This window comes from Amaricoccus macauensis (genome assembly GCF_049800915.1).
Taxonomy (GTDB): domain Bacteria; phylum Pseudomonadota; class Alphaproteobacteria; order Rhodobacterales; family Rhodobacteraceae; genus Amaricoccus; species Amaricoccus macauensis_A.
This window is the reverse complement of sequence record NZ_JBNAFY010000001.1, coordinates 637149-662074: the sequence shown is the minus strand read 5'-3', so window position 1 is coordinate 662074 and position 24926 is coordinate 637149. Positions and strand designations below refer to the sequence as shown.

General features: G+C 62.6%; 33 protein-coding genes. 23 read left to right on the top strand and 10 right to left on the bottom strand.

Annotated features, from left to right (window positions below; translation table 11 throughout):
- Positions 1–54 precede the first annotated feature (54 nt).
- Positions 55–1581 (top strand): 2-polyprenylphenol 6-hydroxylase, encoded by a 1527-nt coding sequence (gene ubiB / locus ACP15W_RS03005; RefSeq protein WP_424931342.1) that lies wholly within the window; start codon positions 55–57, stop codon positions 1579–1581.
- Between the two features lie 7 nt (positions 1582–1588).
- Here ubiB and ACP15W_RS03000 read toward each other — a convergent pair whose 3' ends face one another.
- Positions 1589–1999 carry a DUF6314 family protein gene (locus ACP15W_RS03000; RefSeq protein ID WP_424931341.1) on the bottom strand — a complete coding sequence of 137 codons (411 nt, stop codon included), beginning with the start codon at positions 1997–1999 and terminating at the stop codon, positions 1589–1591.
- A gap of 277 nt (positions 2000–2276) precedes the next feature.
- Here ACP15W_RS03000 and ACP15W_RS02995 point away from each other — a divergent pair, with 277 nt between their 5' ends.
- The 4 genes from ACP15W_RS02995 to ACP15W_RS02980 all read left to right on the top strand — a co-directional run bounded on the left by ACP15W_RS02995 (position 2277) and on the right by ACP15W_RS02980 (position 5304).
- Positions 2277–3470, top strand: coding sequence for a glutathionylspermidine synthase family protein (locus ACP15W_RS02995; RefSeq protein WP_424931340.1), 1194 nt, complete (start codon positions 2277–2279; stop codon positions 3468–3470).
- 398 nt (positions 3471–3868) lie between these two features.
- Entirely contained in the window at positions 3869–4498 is a 630-nt protein-coding gene (locus tag ACP15W_RS02990) for a DUF1190 domain-containing protein (RefSeq protein WP_424931339.1), read from the top strand.
- A gap of 159 nt (positions 4499–4657) precedes the next feature.
- A complete protein-coding gene (locus ACP15W_RS02985) occupies positions 4658–4903 on the top strand; it encodes an antitoxin (protein ID WP_424931338.1) in 246 nt (81 codons plus the stop codon).
- A complete protein-coding gene (locus ACP15W_RS02980; RefSeq protein ID WP_424931337.1) occupies positions 4903–5304 on the top strand; it encodes a type II toxin-antitoxin system VapC family toxin in 402 nt (133 codons plus the stop codon). The genes ACP15W_RS02985 and ACP15W_RS02980 overlap by 1 nt, the downstream gene beginning before the upstream one ends.
- A 27-nt stretch (positions 5305–5331) precedes the next feature.
- Here ACP15W_RS02980 and ACP15W_RS02975 read toward each other — a convergent pair whose 3' ends face one another.
- On the bottom strand, positions 5332–5805 hold the full coding sequence (locus tag ACP15W_RS02975; protein WP_424931336.1) for a hypothetical protein: 474 nt from the start codon (positions 5803–5805) through the stop codon (positions 5332–5334).
- 247 nt (positions 5806–6052) lie between these two features.
- Here ACP15W_RS02975 and purB point away from each other — a divergent pair, with 247 nt between their 5' ends.
- The 3 genes from purB (at position 6053) to ACP15W_RS02960 (ending at position 8906) form a co-directional block, all read left to right on the top strand.
- A complete protein-coding gene (purB, locus tag ACP15W_RS02970) occupies positions 6053–7363 on the top strand; it encodes an adenylosuccinate lyase (protein ID WP_424931335.1) in 1311 nt (436 codons plus the stop codon).
- Position 7364: 1 nt separating this feature from the next.
- Positions 7365–7820 (top strand): TspO/MBR family protein, encoded by a 456-nt coding sequence (locus ACP15W_RS02965; protein ID WP_424931334.1) that lies wholly within the window; start codon positions 7365–7367, stop codon positions 7818–7820.
- Positions 7821–7934: 114 nt separating this feature from the next.
- Positions 7935–8906 carry a magnesium transporter CorA family protein gene (locus tag ACP15W_RS02960; RefSeq protein WP_424931333.1) on the top strand — a complete coding sequence of 324 codons (972 nt, stop codon included), beginning with the start codon at positions 7935–7937 and terminating at the stop codon, positions 8904–8906.
- Here the strand turns inward: ACP15W_RS02960 and ACP15W_RS02955 are convergent.
- Both ACP15W_RS02955 and ACP15W_RS02950 read right to left on the bottom strand, forming a co-directional pair.
- Complete coding sequence (locus tag ACP15W_RS02955) at positions 8901–9086, bottom strand: CTP synthetase (protein ID WP_424931332.1); 186 nt, start codon at positions 9084–9086, stop codon at positions 8901–8903. The genes ACP15W_RS02960 and ACP15W_RS02955 overlap by 6 nt on opposite strands.
- Positions 9087–9251: 165 nt before the next feature.
- Entirely contained in the window at positions 9252–9869 is a 618-nt protein-coding gene (locus tag ACP15W_RS02950; RefSeq protein WP_424931331.1) for a TetR/AcrR family transcriptional regulator, read from the bottom strand.
- A 209-nt stretch (positions 9870–10078) separates the two neighbouring features.
- On the opposite strand from ACP15W_RS02950, the gene ACP15W_RS02945 reads away from it, so the two are divergent.
- Both ACP15W_RS02945 and ACP15W_RS02940 read left to right on the top strand, forming a co-directional pair.
- Entirely contained in the window at positions 10079–11026 is a 948-nt protein-coding gene (locus ACP15W_RS02945) for a homocysteine S-methyltransferase family protein (RefSeq protein ID WP_424931330.1), read from the top strand.
- Between the two features lie 31 nt (positions 11027–11057).
- Positions 11058–11681 carry a GNAT family N-acetyltransferase gene (locus ACP15W_RS02940; protein ID WP_424931329.1) on the top strand — a complete coding sequence of 208 codons (624 nt, stop codon included), beginning with the start codon at positions 11058–11060 and terminating at the stop codon, positions 11679–11681.
- Positions 11682–11731: 50 nt separating this feature from the next.
- Here the strand turns inward: ACP15W_RS02940 and ACP15W_RS02935 are convergent, their stop codons facing one another.
- Positions 11732–12052, bottom strand: a complete 321-nt coding sequence (locus tag ACP15W_RS02935) for a DUF1476 domain-containing protein (RefSeq protein WP_424931328.1) — start codon at positions 12050–12052, stop codon at positions 11732–11734.
- A gap of 166 nt (positions 12053–12218) precedes the next feature.
- Between ACP15W_RS02935 and purC the strand changes: the two genes are divergently transcribed.
- From purC to ACP15W_RS02910, 5 genes are all read left to right on the top strand, one after another.
- A complete protein-coding gene (gene purC / locus ACP15W_RS02930; protein WP_424931327.1) occupies positions 12219–12983 on the top strand; it encodes a phosphoribosylaminoimidazolesuccinocarboxamide synthase in 765 nt (254 codons plus the stop codon).
- A complete protein-coding gene (gene purS / locus ACP15W_RS02925; protein WP_424931326.1) occupies positions 12983–13222 on the top strand; it encodes a phosphoribosylformylglycinamidine synthase subunit PurS in 240 nt (79 codons plus the stop codon). The genes purC and purS overlap by 1 nt, the downstream gene beginning before the upstream one ends.
- Positions 13219–13908 carry a phosphoribosylformylglycinamidine synthase subunit PurQ gene (purQ, locus tag ACP15W_RS02920; RefSeq protein ID WP_424931325.1) on the top strand — a complete coding sequence of 230 codons (690 nt, stop codon included), beginning with the start codon at positions 13219–13221 and terminating at the stop codon, positions 13906–13908. The genes purS and purQ overlap by 4 nt, the downstream gene beginning before the upstream one ends.
- 72 nt (positions 13909–13980) lie before the next feature.
- Positions 13981–15714, top strand: coding sequence for a sensor histidine kinase (locus tag ACP15W_RS02915; protein WP_424931324.1), 1734 nt, complete (start codon positions 13981–13983; stop codon positions 15712–15714).
- Positions 15711–17057, top strand: coding sequence for a sigma-54-dependent transcriptional regulator (locus ACP15W_RS02910; RefSeq protein ID WP_424931323.1), 1347 nt, complete (start codon positions 15711–15713; stop codon positions 17055–17057). The genes ACP15W_RS02915 and ACP15W_RS02910 overlap by 4 nt, the downstream gene beginning before the upstream one ends.
- A 145-nt stretch (positions 17058–17202) precedes the next feature.
- Here ACP15W_RS02910 and ACP15W_RS02905 read toward each other — a convergent pair whose 3' ends face one another.
- Together ACP15W_RS02905 and ACP15W_RS02900 are read right to left on the bottom strand one after the other, a co-directional pair.
- Positions 17203–17853 carry a DUF1638 domain-containing protein gene (locus ACP15W_RS02905; RefSeq protein WP_424931322.1) on the bottom strand — a complete coding sequence of 217 codons (651 nt, stop codon included), beginning with the start codon at positions 17851–17853 and terminating at the stop codon, positions 17203–17205.
- Between the two features lie 18 nt (positions 17854–17871).
- A complete protein-coding gene (locus ACP15W_RS02900) occupies positions 17872–18576 on the bottom strand; it encodes a corrinoid protein (RefSeq protein WP_424931321.1) in 705 nt (234 codons plus the stop codon).
- Between the two features lie 169 nt (positions 18577–18745).
- Between ACP15W_RS02900 and ACP15W_RS02895 the strand changes: the two genes are divergently transcribed.
- Together ACP15W_RS02895 and ACP15W_RS02890 are read left to right on the top strand one after the other, a co-directional pair.
- Positions 18746–19825: a PA0069 family radical SAM protein gene (locus tag ACP15W_RS02895; RefSeq protein ID WP_424931320.1), complete on the top strand. Its 1080-nt coding sequence runs from the start codon at positions 18746–18748 to the stop codon at positions 19823–19825.
- A 158-nt stretch (positions 19826–19983) separates the two neighbouring features.
- A complete protein-coding gene (locus ACP15W_RS02890) occupies positions 19984–20199 on the top strand; it encodes a hypothetical protein (protein ID WP_424931319.1) in 216 nt (71 codons plus the stop codon).
- A gap of 176 nt (positions 20200–20375) precedes the next feature.
- Here the strand turns inward: ACP15W_RS02890 and gfa are convergent, their stop codons facing one another.
- Positions 20376–21026, bottom strand: a complete 651-nt coding sequence (gfa, locus tag ACP15W_RS02885) for an S-(hydroxymethyl)glutathione synthase (RefSeq protein WP_424931318.1) — start codon at positions 21024–21026, stop codon at positions 20376–20378.
- Positions 21027–21139: 113 nt separating this feature from the next.
- Here gfa and ACP15W_RS02880 point away from each other — a divergent pair, with 113 nt between their 5' ends.
- From ACP15W_RS02880 to ureG, 5 genes are all read left to right on the top strand, one after another.
- Positions 21140–21661, top strand: a complete 522-nt coding sequence (locus ACP15W_RS02880; protein WP_424931317.1) for an urease accessory protein UreE — start codon at positions 21140–21142, stop codon at positions 21659–21661.
- A 3-nt stretch (positions 21662–21664) separates the two neighbouring features.
- Entirely contained in the window at positions 21665–21946 is a 282-nt protein-coding gene (locus ACP15W_RS02875) for a YrhK family protein (RefSeq protein WP_424931316.1), read from the top strand.
- Between the two features lie 16 nt (positions 21947–21962).
- A complete protein-coding gene (locus tag ACP15W_RS02870) occupies positions 21963–22583 on the top strand; it encodes an urease accessory protein UreF (protein WP_424931603.1) in 621 nt (206 codons plus the stop codon).
- 124 nt (positions 22584–22707) lie between these two features.
- Positions 22708–22926 (top strand): DUF1127 domain-containing protein, encoded by a 219-nt coding sequence (locus ACP15W_RS02865; protein ID WP_424931315.1) that lies wholly within the window; start codon positions 22708–22710, stop codon positions 22924–22926.
- A 99-nt stretch (positions 22927–23025) separates the two neighbouring features.
- Positions 23026–23658: an urease accessory protein UreG gene (gene ureG, locus ACP15W_RS02860; protein ID WP_424931314.1), complete on the top strand. Its 633-nt coding sequence runs from the start codon at positions 23026–23028 to the stop codon at positions 23656–23658.
- Between the two features lie 15 nt (positions 23659–23673).
- Here ureG and ACP15W_RS02855 read toward each other — a convergent pair whose 3' ends face one another.
- Entirely contained in the window at positions 23674–23910 is a 237-nt protein-coding gene (locus tag ACP15W_RS02855) for an Lrp/AsnC ligand binding domain-containing protein (RefSeq protein WP_424931313.1), read from the bottom strand.
- 148 nt (positions 23911–24058) lie between these two features.
- Here ACP15W_RS02855 and ACP15W_RS02850 point away from each other — a divergent pair, with 148 nt between their 5' ends.
- The gene (locus ACP15W_RS02850) at positions 24059–24409 is read left to right on the top strand and encodes a carboxymuconolactone decarboxylase family protein (RefSeq protein ID WP_424931312.1); all 351 of its coding nucleotides are present in this window, start codon (positions 24059–24061) and stop codon (positions 24407–24409) included.
- A gap of 45 nt (positions 24410–24454) precedes the next feature.
- Here the strand turns inward: ACP15W_RS02850 and lysM are convergent, their stop codons facing one another.
- A complete protein-coding gene (gene lysM, locus ACP15W_RS02845) occupies positions 24455–24880 on the bottom strand; it encodes a peptidoglycan-binding protein LysM (protein ID WP_424931311.1) in 426 nt (141 codons plus the stop codon).
- Positions 24881–24926: the final 46 nt, after the last annotated feature.

The window sequence follows — 24926 nt, the reverse complement described above, 5'->3', positions numbered from 1 at the left end:
CGCAACGATTTGAGGTGACTTGATGCGCGGTCCGCAACGATTTGAGGTGACCTGATGCGCGGTCCGCACAATATCTGGCGACTGATCCGCACCGGCGCGACTTTCGAGCGCACCGGCGCGATGGCAGTGGCTCTCGAAGCGCTCGAGGCACCGCCGCTCCTGAGAGCGGCCGCGCGCATTCTCGGCTGGCCGTTCCAGTGGCTGGGCTACGAGGGAGATCCGAGCCAGCCGCCGGTTCTGCGTGCGATCACCGCACTTGGGCCCGCCTATATCAAGTTCGGGCAGGTGCTTTCGACCCGGCCCGATATTGTCGGGGACGATCTGGCACGCGAGCTGCGCGTGTTGCAGGACGAGCTTCCGCCCTTTCCGCGCGACGAGGCGATGGCGGCCTTCGAGACGGCCATCGGAAAACCGGTGGACGAGGTGTTCTCCGAATTCAGCGAGCCGATAGCGGCCGCCTCGCTCGCCCAGGTGCACAAGGCGGTTCTGCGCGCAACCGGACAGACCGTTGCGGTAAAGGTGCTGCGTCCGGGGATCGAACGGGCCTTCATGCGCGACGTGGATGCCTTCTATCTCGCGGCTTGGCTGGTTGACACCCTCGCGCCCTTCACGAGGCGACTGAAGCCGCGCGAAGTGATCCGGCATTTCGAGGGCGTGGTGCTCGGCGAGCTCGATCTGCGCATGGAGGCCTCCGCGGCGGCCGAATTCGCTACGAATACCGCTGGCGAAGCCGGCTTCCGCGTTCCGGCGGTGATCTGGCCCGCCACGGACCGTCGCGTTCTGACGCTCGAGTGGGTGTCGGGCACGCATATGGGCGATATCGACGCGCTCCGTGCCCGAGGCGTGGACCTCAATCGGCTTTCGGAACGGGTTATCCAGCTCTTTCTTACCCATGCTCTGCGCGACGGCTATTTTCATGGCGACATGCATCAGGGCAACCTGAAGCTCGGGCCGGACGATGCGCTGGTCGCGCTCGATTTCGGCATCATGGGGCGGATCGACGCTTACACGCGGCGTGTCTATGCGGAGATCCTGATGGGGTTCCTGCGCCGCGACTACCACCGGGTCGCGGAACTGCATTTCGAGGCCGGGTATGTCCCGGCCGATCAGGATACGGATGCCTTTGCCCAGGCGTTGCGCTCGATTGGCGAGCCGATCTTCGGCCAGGATTCGACGCAAATCTCCATGGCGCGGCTTCTCGCGCATCTCTTTGAAGTGACAGAGAGATTCGGGATGGAGACCCGCACCGAGCTCATCCTTCTCCAGCGCACGATGGTGGTGGTGGAGGGCGTGGCCCGCAGCCTCAACCCGTCGATGAACATGTGGGAAATGTCGCGGCCCGTGGTGACGCAGTATATCGCGGACAACCTGGGGCCCAAGGCGTTTGCCCGTGACTTCACCACCGCCGTGCAAATCCTCGCGCGCATTGCCCCACGCCTGCCGCAACTGGCGGAACAGGCGATCACGCGGGCAAGTGCGCCCCCCGAGGAGCTTGCGAAGAAAGCCGTGCCGGGATGGGCGTGGGCGCTTGGCGGCGCGGTGGGAGGCGGTTTCCTGGTGGCACTGGTGACGCTGGTCTGAGGACGGTTCAGGCGCGGCTGTAGCAGCTCGACATGGTGTAGTCCTTGCGAGGGCCGCGCACCTCCCAGCGGGCGGACCAGACCGGGAATGCGCGCAAATCATAGGCGACGCGGTAGTCGTCCGGGGGGCAGTCATGCCGCGCTTCCGGTGCCGGATCACGCGGATCAAACCCATGAAAGAAGCGGCCGTCCTCGAAAAGTACCTGGATCAACCCATTGGAATCGCACCAGTAATATCGGCGCGTCGCGCGCATGGGTGCAGCCGCCCCGAGCCGCATTTCACCCTCCTCGGCATAGGCGAGCCCACCATCCGAACGGATGAATTCGGCGCGGCCGGTGAAGCGGCCAGTCTGGCCCGCGCGGCGATCTTCGATCTCGCGCGCAAGCTGCCAGGTGCCGAGGAAATCGTCGAGTTGCATGGGCTGTTGTGTCTCATGCGACGTGCGAAAATGGAAGCGGTGAGCGATATTTCTGGCGTATGGAAACGGTATGGAATCGATATGGTCTCCATACATACCTCAATTAGTGGTCTGGTAACCCTTCGAATGAGGCCGAGAAGCCGCAGACGGCACGATCAAGGCAGAACCTTCGGCCTTTACATTCCGCCACACACTCTTGAGTGACGCCCTGTCCAGGCCACAATGATGGGCAGCCAACCTGCGTATCGCCAGAGCGCACCCGACACCGGAGCAACAGATGCAACGCGTCCCGCTCGATGAGCGACCAGACTGGAAAGACACGGCCCGGGACCTGGGCTTCCACTTTCACACCATGCACGGGGAGCCCTACTGGGACGAGACCAGCGCGTATCGCTTCACGATGGAGCAGGTCGAAACCGGTATTGAGGACCCGTCGGCCCGGCTTCATGGCATGTGTCTCGAAGCCGTGGCGGAGATCGTCGCGTCCCAAGAGTTGATGGAACGCCTCTGCATCCCGGCGGAGCATCGGGACTTCATCGCCCGAAGCTGGCTTGGCTCGGAACCCGCCCTTTATGGACGCCTCGATCTGGCCTATGACGGGAACGGCCCCGCAAAGCTTCTGGAATACAATGCCGACACGCCGACCTCGCTCTATGAGGCGGCCTCCTTCCAGTGGACCTGGCTCGAGGATCAGATCGCGGCGGGCGCGCTGCCCGAAGGGACCGACCAGTTCAACGTGGTCCACGAGGCCATGGTCGCGCGGTTTGCCGAGATCCTGCCGGAAGGGTCAGATCTGCATTTTACGTCCGCCCAGGGCGTGGAGGAGGATTTCGCCACCGTCGAATACATGGCCTGGACCGCGAAGGAAGCCGGGCTCATCGCGCATTACGTGGCGCTCGAGCAGATCGGACTGGCCGACACCGGGCAATTCGCCGATGGCGAAGACCGGATCATCGGCACGCTCTTCAAACTCTACCCCTGGGAAGACCTGCTGCGCGATCCCTTCTCGGAGTATCTCGCCGGCAGTGCCTGCCGCTTTCTCGAGCCGCCCTGGAAGGCGCTCGTTTCCAACAAGGGCATCCTGCCGGTGCTCTGGCGGCTTTTCGAGGGCGACCCGAACCTTCTGCCGGCCTTCTTCGAGGACGAGATCGCCGCAGGCGGGCCAAGGGTGGATCGTGCCCGTAGCGAGCTCAAGCGCGCTTCCGTGACAAAGCCGATCTTCTCCCGCGAGGGGGCGAGCATCCGCATCCAAGAGGCGGGACGCGAGACGGAAGCCTCGACAAACCGGGAATACGACACCTACCCCAAGATCGTGCAGGCCTATGCCCCCCTGCCGGTCTTCGACGGGCAGCACCCTGTCATCGGGGCCTGGATCGTCGGGGAGGCTTGCGTCGGCATGGGGATCCGAGAGGACCGCTCACGCATCACCCAGGACCTTTCACGCTTCAAGCCGCACTTCATCACGGGGTGAAGCAGGCTGCGCGGCTGAGCGCGGGTGTGATGCAATTCGTGCGGCCGGCAGCGGCAATAGGCGGTGCCCGGCGGACGACTGAAATGTGCATATGGCTGCCGAATTTGGGGCCGGGCCGGCGGCGGACTGGGGGTTGGCGCGACACCGTCTGTTCGACGCGATTTATGGTGACGGCATTGCCTAGATCTGCTCGTCACCCCTGCATAGACGATGCGCCGACCCGACGGGACGGGCCGTCGCTGGCACGGCGCCTTCGGCTTGTTCCGTGCCGTTGTTCCCCGCAACAAGTGCAAGTGTTGAACAGATGACGCGAACACTTGTTTGCGCCCCCTGCGTATCACGGGTGCCAATCGTTGCCGCAGAGCCTATATATGAGGCAACAGAACAGGAGACGGCCGATGAAAACCACCTCTTTCCAGCGAAAGCGCTCGACCGCCGTGCGGTCCGCGCTGATCGGCGTATCGGCCTTCGCGCTGGCAGGCTGCAAAGAAGAGGTGGATGTGAGCTTCTTCCAAAGCGCTGAGCAATGCCGGTCGGCCCTCGACAACAGTTCGGAATTCTCCAGCGTCGAGTTCAGCGCCGCCGATTGCGAAGCCGCGTTCGAGGACGCCCGCGAGGAGCATGCCGTGCTGGCCCCGCGCTACACCGATCTTGCGCTATGCGAAGAGCAGCACGGGGAAGGCGCCTGCGCCCCGCCCGAGGTGGCCGGTGGCGTGGAAGGCGAAGAACAGGCCGCAGGCCATGGCTCGATCTTCATGCCGCTCTTCATGGGCTACATGATGGGCAACATGCTCAGCGGTGGACAGCGCGCCATCTCGGGCCGCCCGCTCTATTCCGACGGCAAGGGCGGCGTCTACAACACGAGTGGTCAGCGCATGGGCTTCACCGGCTTCGGCTCCACCACCAAGGCAGCCCCGAACGCCCTGCGCACCCCGCCCAATCCGAAGGTGGCCGCGCCCATGTCCCGCGCCAATGTGGCGGCTCGGGGCGGTTTCGGCTCCAGCCGATCGGTCTCGTTTGGCGGATAGGTATCGCGGGGATGTCCGCGTGTGGGGCGTCGCAGTTCCCCGCTTGCAGCATGGATCGGGGCACCCGCTGTTGCGCTTCCGGGGCCTGCCTGCGCGCGCCGCGTTGACTTTCTTGAAGTTTTTGGCATATACAAGCGGCATATGCAAGGAATGTCCCTGATGTCGATGAGTGATGCGCGAGAGGTTCGACTGTTTCGGAACAACCGGAACCAGGCCGTGCGCATCCCCGTGGAATTCGAACTGCCGGGCAATCGTGCCACGATCCGCAAGGATGGCGAGCGTCTGATCATCGAGCCGGTGCGCAAGGCTGGTCTTCTGGGGCTTCTTGCGGCGTGGGAGCCGATCGAGGAGGCCCTGCCCGAGATCGAGGATGCTCCCGCCGAGGCCGAAGACATTCTCGGCTGATGTATCTCCTAGACACCAACATCATCAGCGACCTGGTGCGCAATCCGCAGGGCTCGGCAGCGGTCGAACTGGCGCGCGTGGGCGACACGGAGGTGGCGACGAGCGTGATCGTCGCGGGCGAATTGCGCTATGGCTGTCTCAAACGCGGCTCCCGCCTGCTGACCGAGCGGGTCGAGGCAGTGCTGGCGGAGATCGATCTCCTGCCGCTGACACCGGACGCGGGTGCGGCCTATGGCGAGATCCGGCAGGCGCTGGAGTTGCGCGGCGCGCCCATCGGGCAGAACGACCTCTGGATCGCGGCGCAGGCCCGGGCCTCCGGCGCGATCGTCGTGACCGCGAACGAAGGCGAGTTCAGGCGGATCGGCGGGTTGCGGGTCGAGAACTGGCTCAGCGCCCGGTAGGTCGCCCCGAACGCTCAGGAGACCCTTCTAGATTTGCAGCCCTCGGTCCGGACGTCTCCCAGCCGCGCAAAACGAACATGCCTTTTGCTCATTTTCATGGGACGGCGTGAAGAGATGCGCGGACTGCCACCAGAGCGCCGTTCGTTGCGCAATGCTGAGACCCAGCGGTCGATTGATGATGTGGAAGATCTCTGCGGGTTCGATGAGCGCGCCGACCTCAGAAAGGCCGAGTGCCGCTCCCACTGGGTCGCGAAGCGGGCGATCCTTGCGATGGGGCATGTTCCAATCCTCACTCCGCACGCACAGCATGTAGAGGCCGATCGGGATGCAGCTGGTGCTTCCCAGCACCTCGAGCCAGGTATGCGGCTGCGCCCCGAAGAGGGATACGGGCAGAGCCACCGCGCCGAGGATAACAAGGCCCCAGCCCAAAATCACCGGCAGGCGCCGGTGGAGGGGGGATATCAGGAGATCACCGGCTTTCCCGGTCAGGTCGTTTTCCACGTTTCGTTGCCTTAGAGACGATGCCAATTGCGAAAGGCAGGTCAGCGCCTGCACGCCAATCCGACGCGCGCGAGACCGCGTCAATTTGATGACAAGTTTAGAAATAGCGGGAAAGCGTCAAAAAATCATGTACGGCGCTGTAGAATTCGACTTGGCCTTGGGTGCGCGCGATCGGGCCGCTCCTTGTGCGTGCGGGCCTTGCGGTCTATCAGTCGCGGCAAATCCGATGTGAGCGAAAGGCCCCCAAATGATCCCGCGCTATTCCCGCCCAGACATGGTGAAGATCTGGTCCCCCGAGACCAAGTTCCGGATCTGGTTCGAGATCGAGGCCCATGCCTGCGACGCCCAGGCCAAGCTCGGCGTGATCCCGGAGGAGAGCGCGAAGGCGGTCTGGAAGGCTCGGGACGTGGAATTCGACGTGGCGCGGATCGACGAGATCGAGGCCGTCACCAAGCATGACGTGATCGCCTTCCTCACCCATCTGGCCGAGATTATCGGCAACGAGGAGGCCCGCTTCGTCCACCAGGGCATGACCTCCTCCGACGTGCTCGACACCACGTTCAACGTGCAGCTGACCCGTGCCGCCGACATCCTGCTCGAAGACATGGACAAGCTGCTGGCCGCGCTGAAGAAACGGGCCATCGAACAGAAGGACACGGTGCGGATCGGCCGCTCCCACGGCATTCATGCCGAGCCCACGACCATGGGCCTGACGCTGGCGCGGTTCTATGCCGAGATGGACCGCAACCGGAACCGGCTGGAGAAGGCGCGCTACGAGATCGCCACGGGCGCGATTTCCGGCGCGGTCGGCACGTTCGCCAACATCGATCCCTCTGTCGAAGAGCACGTCTGCGAGCAAATGGGACTGCGGGCCGAGCCGATCTCGACGCAGGTGATCCCGCGTGACCGACACGCGATGTTTTTTGCCACGCTTGGCGTGATCGCATCGTCCATCGAGAACATCGCCACCGAGATCCGCCACATGCAGCGCACCGAAGTGCTGGAGGCGGAGGAGTTCTTTTCCAAGGGGCAGAAGGGCTCGTCCGCGATGCCGCACAAGCGCAACCCGGTGCTGACGGAAAACCTCACCGGGCTCGCGCGGCTGGTGCGGATGTCCGTCACGCCGGCGCTGGAGAACGTCGCGCTCTGGCACGAGCGGGACATCAGCCATTCCTCCGTGGAGCGCGCCATTGGGCCGGACACCACGATCACGCTCGATTTCGCGCTGACGCGTCTCACGGGTGTCGTCGAGAAGCTCGTGGTCTACCCCGACAACATGATCGCCAACATGAACAAGTTCCGCGGTCTGATCCATTCGCAGCGCGTGCTGCTGGCGCTTACCCAGAAGGGTGTGAGCCGCGAGGACAGCTACTCGCTGGTGCAGCGCAATGCGATGAAGGTCTGGGAACAGGGCGCGGACTTCCTGACCGAACTCAAGGGCGATGCGGATGTGACCGCTGCCATGAGCGAGGCGGAGATCGAGGCCTGTTTCGACCTCGGCTATCATACCAAGCACGTGGACACGATCTTCGCGCGTGTCTTCGGCGACGAAGCCTGAGATGCGCAGCATCCTCACGCTCATCCTCTTCGTCGTGGGCGTTCTCGGCTGCGGGAGCGCCATCGGCATCCTGATCACGCCGGGCGAATGGTATGCGGGGCTGGAGAAGCCCCCCTTCAATCCGCCGAACTGGATCTTCGCGCCGGCCTGGACGACGCTCTACATCATGATCGGCGTCGCGGGTTGGCGGCTGTGGGAAAGGGCGCGGCAGAGCGATGCGATGAAGCTGTGGTTCGCGCAGCTTCCGATCAACTTCATCTGGACGCCGGCGTTCTTTGGCGCGCACATGATAGTGGTGTCGCTCGGGATCATCGCGTTCCTGCTTCTGATGATCGTGGTGTTCATCCGGGAAGCGCGGAAGGTGGACAGGGTCGCCTCGGCGCTCTTCGTGCCCTATGCCGCCTGGGTGACCTTCGCGACCCTGCTGAACGCCTCGCTTGTCTATCTGAACGACTGAGGCCGGCCATTTTGGCGCCGGCACGTCGCGGCCTGTTGATCGGTCGCGGCACTGCTGTATTGGTCGGAACCGGGACCGGTACTGGCCGGGGTGTATCAGAGAACGGAGAGCGCGATGATCCGCGGATTTACCAGTGTCGATGGCAAGCTGCGGCCGGTCGAGACCCCGATGGCCGGCTTCGACCGGCTGGTCTGGATCGACCTCGCCAACCCCACGGCCGAGGAGGAAGCGCATGTGGAGCATCGGCTCGCCATCGATATTCCGACCCTCGAGGAGATGCAGGAAATCGAGGAATCGAACCGGCTCTACATCGAGGGTAATGCGACCGTGATGACCGCGCTGGTGCCCTGGGGTGTTGCCGAGGGCAAGCCGGCCATGGGGCCGATGACCTTCGTGCTGACGGGCGGGCGGCTGATCACCATCCGCTACCATGCGCCGAAATCAGTGGTGGGGTTTGCCTCCTGGGCCGAGAAGATCGGGGTCGATTGCTCGAATGGCGAGGCCACCCTGGTTGGCCTGCTGGAGTCGATCATCAACCGCGAGGCGGACATTCTCGAGGAATGCAGCCGGCAGATCGATACGGTGTCGGCCAGCATCTTCCGCGAGGAACTGGCGGCGAACGAGACAAGCCGCGACTTCAAGACGCTGCTCTACCAGCTGGGGCGCGCAGGAGAACTGGCCACTAAGGTCCGGGACAGCCTCGTGACGCTCGACCGGATGGTGACGTTTCTCTACCAGATCGTGGTGTCGCGGAAGGGCACGTCAGAGAAGCGCGCCCGGCTGAAGGCGGTTCTGCGCGACGTCGATTCCCTGACCGCCCATTCGGACAGCCTGTCGCAGAAGGTGACGTTCCTGCTCGACGCGACGCTGGGACTGGTGAACATCGAGCAGAACTCGATCATCAAGATCTTCTCGGTGGTTGCGGTGATCTTCCTGCCGCCGACGCTGGTCGCCTCGATCTACGGCATGAACTTCGATCACATGCCGGAACTGCATTTTGACCTGGGCTACCCGCTCGCGATCCTGCTGATGCTGGTTTCGGCGTTCCTGCCCTACCTGTTCTTCAAGCGGAAGGGCTGGTTATGACGCGGCGGTGATCCGGCGCGCAACCAGGAGCGAAACCGGGATTGCCAGCGCGAAACCGGTTCCGGCCGCCATGAGGATGGTCTCGCCGGTCTGAACCCCGGAAACGAGTGCGACGATCACGAGGGTCCCCGCGAAAGTGGCGGAAATGATGGAATAGAGCAGCGACGCGACGCGCAGCATGGCTTGATCCTCTCTGTTTTCGTGCGTGAGCCCTACCCGTTTCCGCGATCTCGCGCCTTGATCTGGGTCACCACCGCCGCCGCTGGGCCCGACAGAATGCCATCGCGCAAACATGCGCGGCCCGTGCGCATGGCTTGCGCCGCAGGGCGCTCCGTCGGCAACACGTCATTGCAGCCGAGGCGAGAACAGAAGCTTGACGTAGGAGCGCAGCAGCAGAACCTGTTGCGAAGTGAGATGGGGCTCGCCGACGGCGCGGGCCATCACGATGCCGCCCTCGATCACGCCGCTGACCATATCGGCCAGATGGTCGAGGTCCACGTCGTCATTGGGGGGATAGACCGCCGCGATCTCGTCGAACATGGCCCGGAAACGCTTGCGCCAGCCGAGTGCTGCGCGGCGGTTTGCAGCGTGCACCTCCTTGTTGAAGAGCCGGTTCTGGTAAGCCGCTGTGGCGACGATGCAGCCGGGATGTCCGCCGGGCATGTCTTCGATGAGTTCGGCAAGCAGCTTGAACCCGATCAGGGCGGACTGGAGCGGATCATCCGACAACTCGTGCGCCCGGCCCAGAAGGTCGTCAAAGATCTGGTCCTCGACCTCGATGTGCCGTTCGATGAGCGCACAGGCGAGCGCATTCTTGTCCTTGAAATGATAGAAGAAGCCGCTGCGGGTGATTTCGGCATTGGCGACAATCTCCTCGATGGAGGTCGCCTCAAACCCCTTTGCGAGGATCGCGTCCTGAGCGACGTCGAGAATCCTGGTGCGTGTTCCGGCACCCCTTGCCATGGGTCGCCCCCTCAAACCGATCCGATCAAACTGTACTGCTGGTGTAGTCAGACTACAGCAATTGTCACACCGCGAAAAGCGGCGTGACGTAAATCACTGATTTTCAAGCATTCTATTGCCGTAAGTTTCCGCACCACGAGTCGGCTAGTTCTTGCACGGGGATTCAAGGCATCTCTTCCACACGGTTTTGAAGAACAGGAAGAGACAACATGACCATGATTGACAGATTGATTTCAGCCGAGCGCCCGTTTCTTGCCGATGGCGGCCTGGAAACGACACTCTTCTTCATCGACGGGTTCGAGGCGCCGGAATTCGCTGCCATCATGCTGATGGACGACCCGACGGCGCGTGCGGCTCTCGACCGCTATTTCGACAGGTTTCTCGCCATGACGGAGCGGGCGCAGGCAGGCTTCATTCTCGACACGAACACCTGGCGCGGATGCGTTGGCTGGGCGGACAAGCTGGGCGTGAGCGAGACGGACCTAATCCGGCTTACCCGCGCGGCGGTGGGTTTCGCGCATGAGGTCCGCGACCGCTGGCAGCATCGGGTGTCGCCCATCATTCTCAACGGCGTGGTGGGGCCATCAGGGGATGGCTACGCGCCGGAGACCGAGCTTGATGCGGCGGCAGCGGAGGCGCTTCATCGGCCCCAGATCGCCGCCTTTGCCGAAGAAGGCGTCGACATGATGTCCGCTATCACCATGACCCATGTGGGCGAGGCGGCCGGAATTGCGCGGGCGGCGCAGGCTTTCGGACTGCCTGTGGTGATCTCCTTCACCGTGGAGACGGACGGACGGCTTCCCAACGGCGAGACGATCGGTGCGGCCATCGAGGCGACCGATGCAAAGTCGGGCGGCGCGCCGCTCTACTACATGGTGAACTGTGCGCATCCAGACCATTTCCGTTCGGCTTTCGAGGCGGGCGAACCCTGGGTTCGGCGGGTTGGCGGGCTGCGCGCGAATGCCTCCCGGCTTTCACATGCTGAACTCGACGCCGCCGAGACGCTGGATGACGGCGATCCGCTGGAGTTTGGCCGGCTGCACGCCGAGATGGCGCGGTATCTGCCCAATCTCCGGGTCGTGGGCGGGTGCTGCGGCACCGATCACAGGCATGTGGGGTGCGTCTCGGAGCATCTGCACGGGCAAGCCGTTGCGTGAGTATCCGCATTACTGAGAAAGGATTTTGAGAATGAGCAATCTTGCAACATTGGCGCGACGTGAGGCCGTATTGGAGAAGACCGCGGCCCTAGCGATCAGGGATGCCACGCGGGACGACGCCCCCGGTCTGACGCAGACCGTCCATCTGGCAAGCGAGGGGTTTGCGCTGGCCATGTGGACCGAGATGGCCGGCCCCGGCGGAGATCCCTGGGCGCTGGGCCGGGCCCGCGCTCGGCGCGATGAGGGCGGGTTTTCCTGGCGCAACGCGCGGGTTGCCGAGCGGCACGGCCAGTTTGCCGGCGCCCTGATCGGCTATGCGTTGGGCGATGAGCCTGAAGAGGTCGGACCTGACACGCCAGAGGTGTTCCGCCCCCTTCTGGAACTGGAACACCAGGCACCGGGGACGTTCTACATCAACGTTCTGGCGGTTTTGCAGGCGCATCGCCGCCGCGGGGTGGCCCGGGCACTGATCGAGGATGCGACCGAACGTGCGGGCGGGCGTGATCTCAGTCTCATCGTGGCAGAGGGGAACCGGGATGCGCGCGCGGCCTACAAGGCTTCAGGTTTCGCGGATGTGGCTGGCGCAAGAGCCGTAGGCGGCTTTGGCTGGGCACCGATCTCGGGCGATTGGGTGCTGATGCGGCGCATCGACTGACACCGCAGGGACGCGGGCCGTTGGCCCGCGCCCGATACCGCCATCCGGCACTATTTCTCTTCGGACATGACCTGCTGCTTGGCCATTTCAAGGAATTCGGCCATCTTGACCTTGATGGTCCTCTCGTCGGCGAGCGCTTCGAGATCCTCGGAAACCTTGCGGTAAACATCGCTCTCGTGATCGACCTCCACAAGGTCGCTCAGCACGACTTCGCGCGCGTAGGCATCCCGATCGGGGCCGGACTTGCCGAGAAGTTCAGCTGCCCAGTTGCCGAGCAACTTGTTTCTTCGGGCGTAAAACCGGAACAACAGTTCCTCATCATGGACGAACTTGTTCTCGAATCCACGCTCCCGATCATCGAAAAGTGTCATTTGGCTCCTCCAACGCCTTGTTATCTTTTCTCTTAATATAGGGAAACTTTTACAAACTTGTAAGATGCATGAGAGTGCTTGCTCCTTTCGGGGCCAGGGTTTATGGAGCGGGGAACGGGGTCGCGGGCACGCCGACGCCCGCCCGCATCTATTTTCGGAGAAAACCATGGCCCGGCGCAGGCTAGTCTATGAGGGCAAGGCAAAGATTCTCTACGAAGGGCCCGAGCCCGATACGCTCATCCAGTATTTCAAGGATGACGCGACCGCTTTCGATGCCACCAAGAAGGCGGTGATCGAGGGCAAGGGCGTCCTGAACAATCGTCTCAGCGAGCACTTCATGACCGGGCTGAACGCGATCGGCGTGCCGACGCATTTCATCCGGCGCGTCAACATGCGCGAGCAACTCATCCGGATGGTCGAGATGATCCCGCTCGAGGTGGTCGTGCGCAACTACGCTGCCGGGTCGCTCTCGAAGCGTCTGGGCATACCGGAGGGGCAGCAGCTGCCGCGGCCGATCATCGAGTTCTACTACAAGGATGACAGTCTGCACGATCCGCTGGTGACCGAAGAGCACATCATCGCGTTCAACTGGGCCGCGCAGCAGGACATCGACGACATGATCGCGCTGGCGCTGCGGGTGAACGATTTCCTCAGCGGAATGTTCCTCGGCGTCGGCATCCGGCTGGTCGATTTCAAGATCGAGATCGGACGCGTCTTCGAAGGCGACTTCCAGCGACTGGTGGTCGCCGACGAGATCAGCCCGGACAGCTGCCGGCTCTGGGATATCGAGACCAACCAGAAGCTCGACAAGGATGTCTTCCGCCATGACCTCGGCTCGCTTTCGGATGCCTATACCGAAGTGGCGACCCGTCTCGGTGTCATGCCCCGCAACAACGGCAAGGCCCCGACGGGCCCGAAACTGGTGAACTGATGCGCGCGAAAGTCCATGTCACTCTGAAGAACGGCGTTCTTGATCCGCAGGGCGAGGCCGTGCGCCACGCCCTCGGCGCGCTCGGGTTCGATGATGTCGGAAATGTGCGTGTCGGCAAGGTGATCGAGCTCGACCTCACGGACGAGGACGAAGATGCCGCACGCGCACGGGTCTCGGACATGTGCGAGAAGCTGCTCGCCAATACGGTGATCGAAAACTACCGGGTCGAGATCGAATGAGTTACCGGGCTGGCGTTCTGGTCTTTCCCGGCTCGAACTGCGACCGGGATCTGGCAGTGGCACTGAAGCGCGCCGGCGCGGATGTCACCATGATCTGGCACAAGGAGACCACCCTGCCCGCGGGTCTCGATCTCGTGGGCATTCCGGGTGGCTTCTCCTTCGGTGACTACCTGCGCTGCGGCGCGATCGCGGCCAACTCCCCGATCATGCGGGCGGTTGCTGATTTCGCCCATGGCGGCGGACACGTGATGGGGATCTGCAACGGTTTCCAGGTGCTGGTCGAAACCGGGCTTCTGCCGGGTGCGCTGATGCGCAACGCAAATCTGCGCTTCATCTGCCGGACGGAAACGCTCGTGGTCTCCACCGAGGCCTCGCCCTTCACGCGGGCCTACACCAAGGGTCAGGAGATCCGAGTGCCCATCGCGCATCACGACGGCAACTATGTCGCCACCGACGAGATCCTGAGGCAACTCTCCGCCGAGGACCGCATCGCCTTCCGCTATACCAGCACGCCGAATGGCGCTATGGACGACATTGCCGGTATCCTGTCAGCGAACCGGCGGGTACTGGGGCTGATGCCGCATCCCGAGAGGGCGGTGGACGAACAGCATGGCGGGGTCGATGGCAAGGGTGTGTTCGCTAGTCTCGCGGAAGCACTGGGCACGAGCCTCCTGCAGGAGGCGTGACGGGATCCCGCGCGCCTTGAAACGAGTTGGGGCGGGTTGAGAGTCTTGGCGAGGAAACCGTCCAGAAGACGAATGGCAGCAATCTGGAAGCGGGTCCTGCCGCTTGCGGTTGTCGCGGCCATGATCCTCATCGTCTGGGCGGCCCAAGTCTATTTCACCCATGCCTACAGCCTGGAGGAAGGCAACCGGGCGCGTATCCGCGCGACGCTCTACTCGGCGTCTATCCAGTCCTCACTGCAGCGGCACGGGGTCGTGCCACTCCTGCTTTCGCGCGACCCGATCCTTTCTCAGGCCCTTCGTGGCGGGGATCTTTCCTTTGCCGACGAGCGGCTTTCGAACTTCCAGTCTGAACTCGGATCGGGCCCGATCTTCCTGCTCGATGCGGAAGGCAATGTGGTGGCCTCCAGCGATCCAGAATACAAGGGAACCTACGGCGGCGACCGAAGCTATTTCATTGCCGCGATCTCGGGCGAAGGCACCGAGTTCTCGATCTCCGAGCAGGAACCGGGCCAGCTCGCCTTCCACTATTCGCGCAAGTTCACCGATCTCGACAGCTTCCTCGGAGTGGTGGTCGTCACGGTGGATCTGGGCGCGTTGCAGAACGGCTGGCAGACCTCGCGCGCGCGCATTCTGGTCAGCGACAGCGAGGGCAATGTGCTGCTCGCGTCCGAACCCGAATGGCGCAACAGGAACCTGGATTCCATCATCTCGAGAGAGAGCCCCAGCGCCCTGCGCCAGTTCGCGAGCCAGGCACTTTTTCTCGATCCGACCGATGTGACCTTTACGCATTTCGGCACGAAGACACCCTACCTGCGCGTGGAGGTGCCAATCGGCTTCCGGTCCTGGCGGCTTCTTTATTTCGATACGCTGGAAGATGTGCGTGCGCAGGTGAGTTCCATTCTCGCGCTCATCATCATGTGCATGGCGATCCTGCTTGCGGTGGGCTTCTACATGCTCTCGCGGCGAACCAGCGCGGAAAGCCGGAGGGTGCTGAAGGAATCGGATGAACTTCGGCTTCTGAACCGCCGACTTTCGCGCGAGATCGCGGCGCGGAAGGTGGTCGAGCGCAACCTCAAGCAGGCCGAGCAAAGCCTGGAGCAGGCCTCCAAACTGGCAGCGCTGGGCCAGATGTCGGCGGCTGTTAGCCACGAGTTGAACCAGCCGCTCGCCGCAATGAAGACCTATCTCGCGGGCGCGCGGCTGTTGCTCAAGCGCAACCGGACCGAGGAGGCGATCTCTTCCTTCCAGCGGATCGACGACCTGATCAACCGCATGGGCAACATCATGCGGCAGCTCAAGTCCTATGCCCGCGCGGATCGCGACCATGATATCGAGGTTTTCGACCTGCGAGAGAGCGTGCGCGAGAGTGTCTCGATGATGGCCCCGCAGTTAGGTAAGATGACGGTGGACCTCACCACCACCCTGCCCTCGGAACGGGTTGAAGTGCGCGCAGATCCGCTCAGGGTCGAACAGATCATCGTGAACCTGCTCCGCAACGCGCTTGACGCCGTTCGCAACAGCGATGATCCTGCGGTGAAGGTCCTTCTGGTGCAGGGCGAGGCGGCCGTTCTGTCGATCGAAGACAACGGCCCCGGCCTGAAGGATCCCGAGAAGCTCTTCGAGCCTTTCTACACCACCAAGAAGCCCGGAGAGGGTCTGGGCCTCGGCCTCGCGATATCGGCGGGCTTCGCCGCGGAGATCGGCGGGCGCCTTGTCGCAAGCAATGCTCCGCAAGGAGGGGCCATTTTCGAACTCATTCTTCCCAGACACAGGGCCAATGCCCAGTCAGACAGTGAACACCCATGAAAACCGCACGCACAATCGCCGTTGTCGATGACGAACAGGATCTGCGCCAGTCCGTCTCGCAATGGCTCCAACTCACGGAATTTTCTCCCGTCGCATTCGAATCCGGCGAACAGGCTCTGGAGGTGATCACGCCGAGCTTTCCCGGTGTCGTCGTGAGCGACATCCGGATGCCCGGCCTCGACGGAATGGCGCTCCTGCGGCGCATCCAGTCGGTCGACCCCGGCCTGCCGGTCATCCTGATGACCGGGCATGGCGACGTGCCGATGGCGGTCGAGGCAATGCATATCGGGGCCTTCGACTTCATCGAGAAACCCTTCGATCCGGAACGGCTCGTGGATATCTGTACCCGCGCCTGCGAGCGGCGCCAGCGCACCCTTGAGAGCCGTGATTTGCGTCGGGAGCTTGCGGACGAGAGTGTGGCCGTGCGCAGGCTTCTCGGTGCCCATGCCTCGATTGCCGCGCTGCGCGACGGCATTCCCGACATGGCCCAGGCCGACGGACATGTCCTGATCCTGGGCGAAACCGGAACCGGCAAGAGCCTGATCGCCAACGCGCTTCATGCCTGCGGGCCACGCTCGCAGACCCCGATGGTCACGGTGAACTGCGAGGCCATTCCCGGCGGTCAACTCGAGGAAATGCTCTTCGGCGGCGAAGCGCAACCGGGCAAACCGTTGGTCGATCAGGCCGAAGGCAGCACGCTGGTTCTCGAGAATATCGAGGCGATGCGCGAGGGGGTCCAAGCCCGTCTGCTGGAACTCCTGAACGCGGCGGATCAGGCCTCGGCAATGCCGAACCCGCGAAACCTGCGGGTGATCGCGATCTCAAGCCGGCTCAAGCAGGCAAATGCCCCGGGCTACGGAATGCGCGACGACCTGTTCTTCCGGCTGGCCGGGCTGGTGGTGGAGGTGCCGCCACTTCGGGTGCGTGGCGAGGATATCCTGACGCTCTTCACGCATTACACCCGGCAGTTCGCCGAGGAGTACGGCTGCGAGGCGCCGGTTCTTGATGCGGCGGATGCGGCCAATCTGCTTCAGGCCCCCTGGCCGGGCAATGTGCGCCAGCTCATCAACCTCGCGGAACGCTCGGTCCTGCAGACGCTGCGCGGGGAACAGAACATCTCCGCATTGCTCATCGATGACGGCTTCCAGGCTGCGACGGTCTCGCTCGACAGCGAGCGCCCCCTGAAGGAGCATGTCGAGGCATTCGAGCGGATGCTGATCGACCATGCGCTCCGGCGCCACCGAGGCTCGGTCGCCTCGGTCATGGCCGAACTTGCCCTGCCCCGGCGCACCCTCAACGAGAAGATGGCAAAATACGGCCTGACCCGTCAGGACTACCTTTGACTGTCGCCAACGCGGAGCGGAGGTATTCATACAGGTTTGCTAACCTGGAGAGCAGTCCTGCCGCGCCACCAGGCGCGGCAGAAACAGGAAACCGATGCGCGCACCTGCGCGCGCAAGATGGCGGCAAAGGCCGCCTGCCCGGCCGCTAGCCGGAAGCAAGCGTTTCAAGACTCGATGCCAGATCGCCGTAGCCAGTGATCCGGCGTTCATAGGCAAGCCCCAGACGCGAAGCGCAGCGGGTGGCCTCCGCATCGAGGGCAGCATCATCGGTCTGGGCGAGGTAGATCAGCCGTTCGTAATTGCCGAAGATCATGTCGCGCAACTCAGGATGGCGGTCGAGCCCCATCGGACGCCAGACGAAGGCATCGAACTGCCGGACCAGGAAATCGGTAAGAAAGAACGCCGTCATCTCCGCGTCGGCGCGGGCTGAAAATGCCGCATTGCCATCGAAGAAGCTGTAGCAATGCGGGCCTGCGATCATGTCGACGCCCAGTTCCGCGCAGCGGGCTTCCAGTAGGCCGCCTGTTCCGCAATCGGCATAGGCCACAAAGATCCGGCCGTAGCGACTACGCGCCCTCTCGACGGCCTCCGTGACTGCGTCCGGAATGAATTGCGGGGTCAGATGAAGCTTGGCCGGAAGACAGGCCAGATCCATGTGGTTCCAGCCATTGAGATCCCGGAGCGCGATGATCTCGCGGGCAAGCGCTCCACAGGCGATGATCAGAATGCGGCCCTGCGAACCATCCGGCGGCGCGAGCCCTGCGTCCCGCAACGTGCCATCATCGGGCAGCTTCATCGCCCTGCCCGCCCCGCCTCAGCCTGCGGCCGAAACGTTGTGCTTGCGTGCGATGAGCTGCTTCGCCGTCTCGACCGCGACTGCGGCGTCACGGCAATAAGCATCGGCGCCGATGGCCTTGCCAAACTCCTCGTTGAGCGGCGCACCACCAACCATGACGATATACTCGTCGCGCACGCCCTTCTCCTTCATGGTGTCGATGACGACCTTCATGTAGGGCATGGTGGTGGTTAGCAGCGCCGACATACCGAGGATGTCCGCCTGCTCCTTCTCCAGCGCCTCGAGGTAATCTTCGACCGGGTTGTTTATGCCCAAGTCGACGATTTCGAAACCTGCGCCCTCCATCATCATCGCGACGAGGTTCTTGCCGATATCGTGAATGTCGCCCTTTACGGTGCCGATCACCATCTTGCCCAGACGCGGCGCGCCGGTCTCTACGAGGAGCGGCTTGAGGATGCCCATGCCCGATTTCATCGCGTTGGCGGCGAGCAGCACCTCGGGAACGAAGAGAATTCCATCGCGGAAATCTATGCCCACGATGCGCATGCCCTCGACCAGAGCCTTGGTCAGGATGTCATATGGGGTCCAACCGCGTTCGAGGAGGATATTCACCGCCTCGACGATTTCGTCAGCCAGACCATCATAGAGATCATCGTGCATCTGGGGCACGAGTTCCTCATCCGGAAGCTCGCTCAGGATGAGATCGTCGTCGTCATCGGCCATGGTTGCCCCTGAAGGTCCCTGTGTTGCAGAAAGCCTGATTTAAAACAGCTAGGCCATGAAGGTAAAGCCGCCACGCCTGGAAACGACACGACTGCGGCTTCCACCGACTTTGAGCAGAGCGTTCCTCGCGCGATTGCCTTTGTTCCCTCTTTGTTCTACATCGTCCCGCATGACCAAGCGCGAATCGGGACAAAATGGAGTGCGGGGGCGTGGAGCAGCGCGGAATCCGGTGGGCCGCTTCGAGCCCTACGCTCGTGAGCCGGTCGATGACGGATGGGAAAGGGAGGAAGAGCCGACAGTGTTGCGTACCCAGGTGGCGATCGAGGAGCCCAGGACGATCATTGCGCGCAACACGTCGCCCGATATTCCCTTCGACCGCTCGATAAATCCCTACCGGGGGTGCGAGCACGGCTGCATCTATTGCTTCGCGCGACCGAGCCATGCCTTTCTCGGGCTCTCGCCCGGCCTCGATTTCGAGACGCGCCTGACGGCGAAGCCAAATGCGCCCGCCCTGCTGCGACGTGAGCTTTCCGCCCGATCCTATCGGCCGAGACCCATCGGGATCGGCACGAATACGGACCCATATCAGCCGATCGAGAAGCGGCTCGGGATCATGCGGGGGGTGCTGGAAGTGCTGCGCGAGACGCGCCATCCCGTGACGATCGTGACCAAGGGAAGCCTGATTGAACGTGACATCGACATCCTAGGGCCGATGGCGCGCGAGGGTCTGGTGCATGTGGGCATATCGGTGACAACGCTCGACCGCGGGCTTTCACGCCGGATGGAGCCTCGTGCGCCCGCGCCAGAGCGGCGGCTGACGGTGATCCGGCAACTGGCAGAGGCTGGGGTGCCAGTCCGGGTGATGGTCGCTCCGGTCATGCCGGGACTGACGGACAACGAGCTCGAACCCATCCTGGAAGCGGGGCGCAACGCGGGCGCTCGCTCGGCAAGCTATATCCTGCTGCGGTTGCCGGGAGAGGTCAGCGACATCTTCCACGACTGGCTCGACACGATAAATCCCGCGCGGGCGCGCCGGATACTATCACACCTCGCGCAGATGCATGACGGGCGGGAATACAATTCCGATTGGGGCGACCGAATGCGCGGCAAGGGCACCCTTGCCGATCTGCTTGAACGTCGGTTCGCGCTTGCGGTCCGGCGCTTCGGCCTTGACGGCATGCAGCCGCCGTTGCGCTGTGATCTCTTCCGCGCGCCGGGAAAGACCGCGGAGCAGTTGGAGCTATTCTAAAGTTTCGGGGCGTCGCCCTAAGGTTAAATGGTTAAGGCAAGATGTATGTTGCGCTGCAGCAGGCGCATGGCTGCTTTGCCGAACTGTGTGTTGATGTGAAGGAGGACTCCGCCCAAGTTTAGGGCAACGCATCAAATTTCGGCAGTATGGAGTAAGAAATGGCTATCTTGAGTGAAGACTTCTCCGGCCCATCCTTCTTCGCAAACGCGATCAAGTCCATTGGAAACGCACTTGTTGCCATGGGCAACGCATCGCAACCGGCAAAATGTGCCGCGCTGGCCGAGCGCCTGCAGGCCAAGTCTGACGAGGAACTGGCAGAACTCGGCATCGCACGCGACGAAATCGTTCGCTACGCATTCGCCCGCTACATGTAAATCACGACCTGCTTCTCCGGCCGGACTGGCAGAACCCGGTCCGGCTAGAGAATTTGCCGTTCTGGCACTGACGTGCGGTGCCATGCTCTAGAAGGGGGCATAAACCGCACCGCCAGTAATTCACCACGCTCTTCGGGGCGTGGTCGTGACACGGCAACACAAGGTGACGCGTCACGTCAGTGGAGCACACCGGTCCTTTTCGCGACATGGGTTGCGATGACATCCATGAGTGCGGGCGAGAGGGTGTCATAGGGCTCGAGCCCGAGCTCACGCAAACGGCCCCGGATCGCCTCCATTCGGTCTGGATCCACCCCCGCCTCGATCACCGATGACACGAAAGCAGCAAATTCGGGTGGCGCCCAACCCTTCTCACTCGAAAGTTCGACATGAACGAAATCGAGTCCGTAGAAAGGGTGATCGGTATTCTCGATCCGACCGAACATGTGCACGCCGCATTCGCGGCAGGCGTGGCGCTGGATCGCCGTCGATGGATCGATGATCTCAAGCTTTTCTCCGTGTGCCGTGATCTCGACCTTGTCGCGACCGACCACCGCGACAACCGAGAAGATCGCACCCTCCGGCTTCCAGCATTTGGTGCACCCGCAGGCATGGTTGTGCGAAACCTGATCCTTGACCTTCACCGTCACCTGGTTCGAGGGGCACCGGCATGTCAGGGTTCCGCCCGCGAAGCCGGGCGCGGCCGGAGCGAGGCCACCATCGAGCAACGGGTGGAGCTTCACATTCGCATAGGACACGCGCGGTGCCTGGGCTGGTGGCGGTGGCGACTGTTTTTCCTCACCGCCGAAAAGACTTGATAGAAATCCCATTTCCGACCTCCCGCTTATTGTATTTCGTTCAACAATCGTAGCATGATTGGCCCTGTACCCCTACACAGCGGAAGGTATGGCTCAGCCACGCCCCGCCAAATTCAGGAGCCCTGATGACGGCCATCGCCATAGCTCGAACCTATCTCAGGGCGGGAAACTGGGACGCTGAGACCGACAGCGTGACACTCGATTACGAAAGCCGTTTCCTGCGCCGCCGCAGGCTTGTAACCGCGGGCGGGATGCCGCTGCTGGTGGATCTCGCCGAGACGGTATCGATCGAGGATGGCGACGCGCTGGTGATCGAGGGCGGCGGGCTGGTGGCAGTACGGGCGGCCTCGGAGCCGCTGATCGAGGTCTGCGCACAGGGCGAGATCCTTGCAAGGCTGGCATGGCACGTGGGAAACCGGCACACGCCGGCGCAGATCCTACCCGGTGCGTTGCGCCTGAGGCGCGATCGGGTGATGGCAGACATGCTGATCCGTCTCGGCGCGGTCATCTGCGAGATCGAGGCGCCTTTTACCCCCGAAGGCGGTGCTTATGGCCATGGTCGGACCCACGGACATCATCACGGAGGCGCGGAGGACGATCCGCATCACCATCATCGCCATGCAGCCAACGCGACGGAGAGCGGGTAAGGCATGGGATTGTTCCATCCTGAGAACCGCACACGGAGCAAAAGAAACGGCGAGATCTACGCGGCTTACGAGATCGCATTCACCTGCGTCGATTTCGCGGCGGCGATCCTGTTCGTGATCGGGAGCATTCTATTCTTCGGCGACAGCACACAGACGATCGGCACCTGGATGTTTCTGATCGGCTCCATCTGCTTTGCGGCAAAACCCTCGCTGAGACTGGCGCGCGAGATCCATTTCTGGCGCATCGGCAAGGTCGACAAGCTCGCGGAGCGGATGCGTGACTGAGCCGCGCGCCGACGCCATGCAAATTCTGACGAGCTGGTTTTCGCCCGCCTATCCGGTAGGCGCGTTCAGCTATTCGCATGGGCTGGAATGGGCGATCGAGACAGGCTGGGTCACGGACAGCGCGACGCTCGAGGCCTGGGTGGCCGATCTGCTCGAACATGGCGCGGGGTGGAGCGATGCGATCCTCATGGCCCATGCCCATGCCGTAGCGGACCCCGGCCCGCTGGCGGAACTGGCGGAGGCATTGGCGGCTTCCTCGGAACGTCAGCTCGAGACGATGGCCCAGGGCGCGGCCTTTGCCCGCACCACCTCGGCGGTGTGGGAGATCGATGTGCCGGCGGTGGCCTATCCCGTCGCGGTAGGCCATGCGGCCGGACAACTCGGCCTTCCCCTGCCCGCCTTGCTGACGCTTCACCTGCAGGCCTTCGCAGCGAATATCATCTCGGCAGGCGTACGGCTCATTCCGCTTGGGCAGACCGCTGGTCAGCAGATCACCGCGCACCTCCTGCCCCTCGCCGCTCGGGTCGCTGCTGCGGCGGAAAAAAGCTCGCTCGACGACATTGGCGGCATGACCATCCATGCGGATATGGCCTCCATGTGGCACGAAACCCAATACACGCGACTCTACCGCTCGTGACTGAGCATTGCTGCACTGCGGCAGGCGCATGGCAGCCATGCGCCAGCGCCCCTTGCCCTGACCCGTCAAGCAAACCAACTTGTCAGTAGGAACGTATTTTCGGGCATCTGTACGGAGTTTCACCATGTCGACGCAGCTTACACACGCACCGCTCTCGCGGAATATTCTGGGCCATGCACAGTCCTTCTTCGCACATGCCGCAGAGCTTGCGACGGCCTTCATTTCTGCCGTTCACTGCGCGCGCGACTTCGAGCGGCTTAATGCGTTGAGCGATGCGCAGCTTGCCGAACACGGCCTGGCACGCGAAGATCTGGCCCAGCACGTCTTCCGCAACAGAAGCTGACCCGGCCGACAGCCTTCAATTCGGAGCGGTTCTCGCATTCCCTTCCGCGATCCGGCTGATAGATTGGCCGGGTTATGAATAGTGCTGAGGCAGTCCCGAATGTCAGACAAGTTGAACCGTTCCCCGCATGGTCCGTTGCGCGTGGGTATCGGAGGTCCGGTAGGAGCCGGAAAGACCGCGTTGATGGAGCAGCTTTGCAAGCGGATGCGCACGGACTACTCGATCGGGGCCATAACCAACGACATCTACACGCGCGAGGATGCGGAATTTCTGATGCGCGCGCAGGCGCTTCCCCTTGAGCGTATCACGGGGGTGGAGACGGGCGGCTGTCCGCACACGGCCATTCGCGAGGACGCCTCGATCAATCTCGTGGCCATCGACGAAATGGTGAAGAAATTCCCCGATCTCGATGTGGTGCTGATCGAATCCGGTGGCGACAATCTCTCCGCAACCTTTTCCCCGGAATTGGCCGACATCACTCTCTACGTGATCGATGTCTGTGCGGGCGACAAGATCCCACGCAAGGGCGGTCCAGGTGTGACGCGCTCGGACCTTCTGATCATCAACAAGATCGATCTCGCGCCCCATGTTGGTGCATCACTTGAAGTGATGGATCGCGACTCGAAAAAGATGCGCGGAGAGCGCCCGTTCCAGTTCTGCAATGTCAAGGACGGCGTCGGCGTGCCGGAGGTGATCGCATTCATTGAGACCGCGGGGGGCCTGAAGGCCTGAATCCCTGTCTCGTGCTCAGAAGGCCCGAAAGGTGAGGGTTGTCAGGCTGCGGTCGATACTGGGTATGTCGAGCACCTTCTGGTTGATGTAGTGTCCGATGTCCTCCTCCTCGGGAATGTAGACCTTCAGGAGCAGATCGTATTCTCCGGAGGTCGAGTAGAGTTCCGAGGCAAATTCGCGCGCGTAGATCGCATCGGCCACTTCGTAGGCGTGGCCGGGTTTGCAGCGAAGCTGGATGAAGACGCAGTGCATGACAGAGTTCCTTTCGGTCCGAGATTGGCCTGACGACAGGGTGTGACGCAATCGGCTTTATGGGCTTCAGGCACCGAATTCCGCGTTGATATGCATTCACAAATATATATTTATAGCTGGGTGTAACCGGGATCTGAGCGAGGTTTCGATGAGCAAGAACTATCCTGATATCACTGCGCGCATTACACGTGGCGTCAAGCAACTCCGCAAGGAGATCCCCGAAACGATGCAGGGGTTCAGTGCAATGGCGGGCGCCGCCGGCAAAGACGGCGCGCTGGATTCAAAGACCAAGGAGCTCATTGCCCTTGCGATCGGCGTTGCTACGCGTTGCGACGGCTGCATCGGCTTCCATACCCAGGCGCTCGTGAAACTCGGTGCGAAGAAAAAAGAGATCGAGGAAGCGCTGGGGATGGCAATCTACATGGGTGGTGGACCCGCACTCATGTATGCCGCCGATGCAATCCATGCTTACGAACAGTTCACTGACGGCAGGGGATGAAACCGGGGCCGCGCCCGACCCCGGTTTGGTCCTGAGCCGCGACGCTCAGCTTTGCGGGATGCGGAGCACCTGGCCCGGATAGATCTTGTCCGGATCGGTGAGCATCGGCTTGTTGGCCTCAAAGATTTCCGGATAGCGCGAGGCATCGCCCAGCGTCGTCTGGGCGATTTTCGACAGCGTGTCGCCACTCTCGACAGTATGGAACACCGGCTCACTGCCCGGTGTCTCGTCCTCGACCTTCGCGACGCCCTCGACATTGCCCATGGCAAGGATCAGCTTTTCCTTGGTTTCCTGGTCCTTCGGGGTACCCTTGAGCCGGACCTTGTCGCCTTCGACCTCGATCTCAAGGCCTTCCTTGTCGAGACCGAGATCAGCGATCTCCTTCTCGAGCTCTTCCTTTGCAGGCGGCTCACCGGCTTCTGCCGCGCCGACCTTCTTGCCCTTGCCTTTCAGAAAATCAAACAGTCCCATGTCATTCCTCTCGTTCCTGAGTTCGACCAGACAGCTAGGGCTCTAG

What these genes read in the sequence shown, in the direction of transcription:
- ubiB (WP_424931342.1), top strand. Translation starts at nt 55, where the DNA reads ATGCGCGGTCCGCACAATATCTGGCGACTGATCCGCACCGGCGCGACT.
- ACP15W_RS03000 (WP_424931341.1), bottom strand. Translation starts at nt 1,999, where the DNA reads ATGCAACTCGACGATTTCCTCGGCACCTGGCAGCTTGCGCGCGAGATC.
- ACP15W_RS02995 (WP_424931340.1), top strand. Translation starts at nt 2,277, where the DNA reads ATGCAACGCGTCCCGCTCGATGAGCGACCAGACTGGAAAGACACGGCC.
- ACP15W_RS02990 (WP_424931339.1), top strand. Translation starts at nt 3,869, where the DNA reads ATGAAAACCACCTCTTTCCAGCGAAAGCGCTCGACCGCCGTGCGGTCC.
- ACP15W_RS02985 (WP_424931338.1), top strand. Translation starts at nt 4,658, where the DNA reads ATGTCGATGAGTGATGCGCGAGAGGTTCGACTGTTTCGGAACAACCGG.
- ACP15W_RS02980 (WP_424931337.1), top strand. Translation starts at nt 4,903, where the DNA reads ATGTATCTCCTAGACACCAACATCATCAGCGACCTGGTGCGCAATCCG.
- purB (WP_424931335.1), top strand. Translation starts at nt 6,053, where the DNA reads ATGATCCCGCGCTATTCCCGCCCAGACATGGTGAAGATCTGGTCCCCC.
- ACP15W_RS02965 (WP_424931334.1), top strand. Translation starts at nt 7,365, where the DNA reads ATGCGCAGCATCCTCACGCTCATCCTCTTCGTCGTGGGCGTTCTCGGC.
- ACP15W_RS02960 (WP_424931333.1), top strand. Translation starts at nt 7,935, where the DNA reads ATGATCCGCGGATTTACCAGTGTCGATGGCAAGCTGCGGCCGGTCGAG.
- ACP15W_RS02955 (WP_424931332.1), bottom strand. Translation starts at nt 9,086, where the DNA reads ATGCTGCGCGTCGCGTCGCTGCTCTATTCCATCATTTCCGCCACTTTC.
- ACP15W_RS02950 (WP_424931331.1), bottom strand. Translation starts at nt 9,869, where the DNA reads ATGGCAAGGGGTGCCGGAACACGCACCAGGATTCTCGACGTCGCTCAG.
- ACP15W_RS02945 (WP_424931330.1), top strand. Translation starts at nt 10,079, where the DNA reads ATGACCATGATTGACAGATTGATTTCAGCCGAGCGCCCGTTTCTTGCC.
- ACP15W_RS02940 (WP_424931329.1), top strand. Translation starts at nt 11,058, where the DNA reads ATGAGCAATCTTGCAACATTGGCGCGACGTGAGGCCGTATTGGAGAAG.
- ACP15W_RS02935 (WP_424931328.1), bottom strand. Translation starts at nt 12,052, where the DNA reads ATGACACTTTTCGATGATCGGGAGCGTGGATTCGAGAACAAGTTCGTC.
- purC (WP_424931327.1), top strand. Translation starts at nt 12,219, where the DNA reads ATGGCCCGGCGCAGGCTAGTCTATGAGGGCAAGGCAAAGATTCTCTAC.
- purS (WP_424931326.1), top strand. Translation starts at nt 12,983, where the DNA reads ATGCGCGCGAAAGTCCATGTCACTCTGAAGAACGGCGTTCTTGATCCG.
- purQ (WP_424931325.1), top strand. Translation starts at nt 13,219, where the DNA reads ATGAGTTACCGGGCTGGCGTTCTGGTCTTTCCCGGCTCGAACTGCGAC.
- ACP15W_RS02915 (WP_424931324.1), top strand. Translation starts at nt 13,981, where the DNA reads ATGGCAGCAATCTGGAAGCGGGTCCTGCCGCTTGCGGTTGTCGCGGCC.
- ACP15W_RS02910 (WP_424931323.1), top strand. Translation starts at nt 15,711, where the DNA reads ATGAAAACCGCACGCACAATCGCCGTTGTCGATGACGAACAGGATCTG.
- ACP15W_RS02905 (WP_424931322.1), bottom strand. Translation starts at nt 17,853, where the DNA reads ATGAAGCTGCCCGATGATGGCACGTTGCGGGACGCAGGGCTCGCGCCG.
- ACP15W_RS02900 (WP_424931321.1), bottom strand. Translation starts at nt 18,576, where the DNA reads ATGGCCGATGACGACGACGATCTCATCCTGAGCGAGCTTCCGGATGAG.
- ACP15W_RS02895 (WP_424931320.1), top strand. Translation starts at nt 18,746, where the DNA reads ATGACCAAGCGCGAATCGGGACAAAATGGAGTGCGGGGGCGTGGAGCA.
- ACP15W_RS02890 (WP_424931319.1), top strand. Translation starts at nt 19,984, where the DNA reads ATGGCTATCTTGAGTGAAGACTTCTCCGGCCCATCCTTCTTCGCAAAC.
- gfa (WP_424931318.1), bottom strand. Translation starts at nt 21,026, where the DNA reads ATGGGATTTCTATCAAGTCTTTTCGGCGGTGAGGAAAAACAGTCGCCA.
- ACP15W_RS02880 (WP_424931317.1), top strand. Translation starts at nt 21,140, where the DNA reads ATGACGGCCATCGCCATAGCTCGAACCTATCTCAGGGCGGGAAACTGG.
- ACP15W_RS02875 (WP_424931316.1), top strand. Translation starts at nt 21,665, where the DNA reads ATGGGATTGTTCCATCCTGAGAACCGCACACGGAGCAAAAGAAACGGC.
- ACP15W_RS02870 (WP_424931603.1), top strand. Translation starts at nt 21,963, where the DNA reads ATGCAAATTCTGACGAGCTGGTTTTCGCCCGCCTATCCGGTAGGCGCG.
- ACP15W_RS02865 (WP_424931315.1), top strand. Translation starts at nt 22,708, where the DNA reads ATGTCGACGCAGCTTACACACGCACCGCTCTCGCGGAATATTCTGGGC.
- ureG (WP_424931314.1), top strand. Translation starts at nt 23,026, where the DNA reads ATGTCAGACAAGTTGAACCGTTCCCCGCATGGTCCGTTGCGCGTGGGT.
- ACP15W_RS02855 (WP_424931313.1), bottom strand. Translation starts at nt 23,910, where the DNA reads ATGCACTGCGTCTTCATCCAGCTTCGCTGCAAACCCGGCCACGCCTAC.
- ACP15W_RS02850 (WP_424931312.1), top strand. Translation starts at nt 24,059, where the DNA reads ATGAGCAAGAACTATCCTGATATCACTGCGCGCATTACACGTGGCGTC.
- lysM (WP_424931311.1), bottom strand. Translation starts at nt 24,880, where the DNA reads ATGGGACTGTTTGATTTTCTGAAAGGCAAGGGCAAGAAGGTCGGCGCG.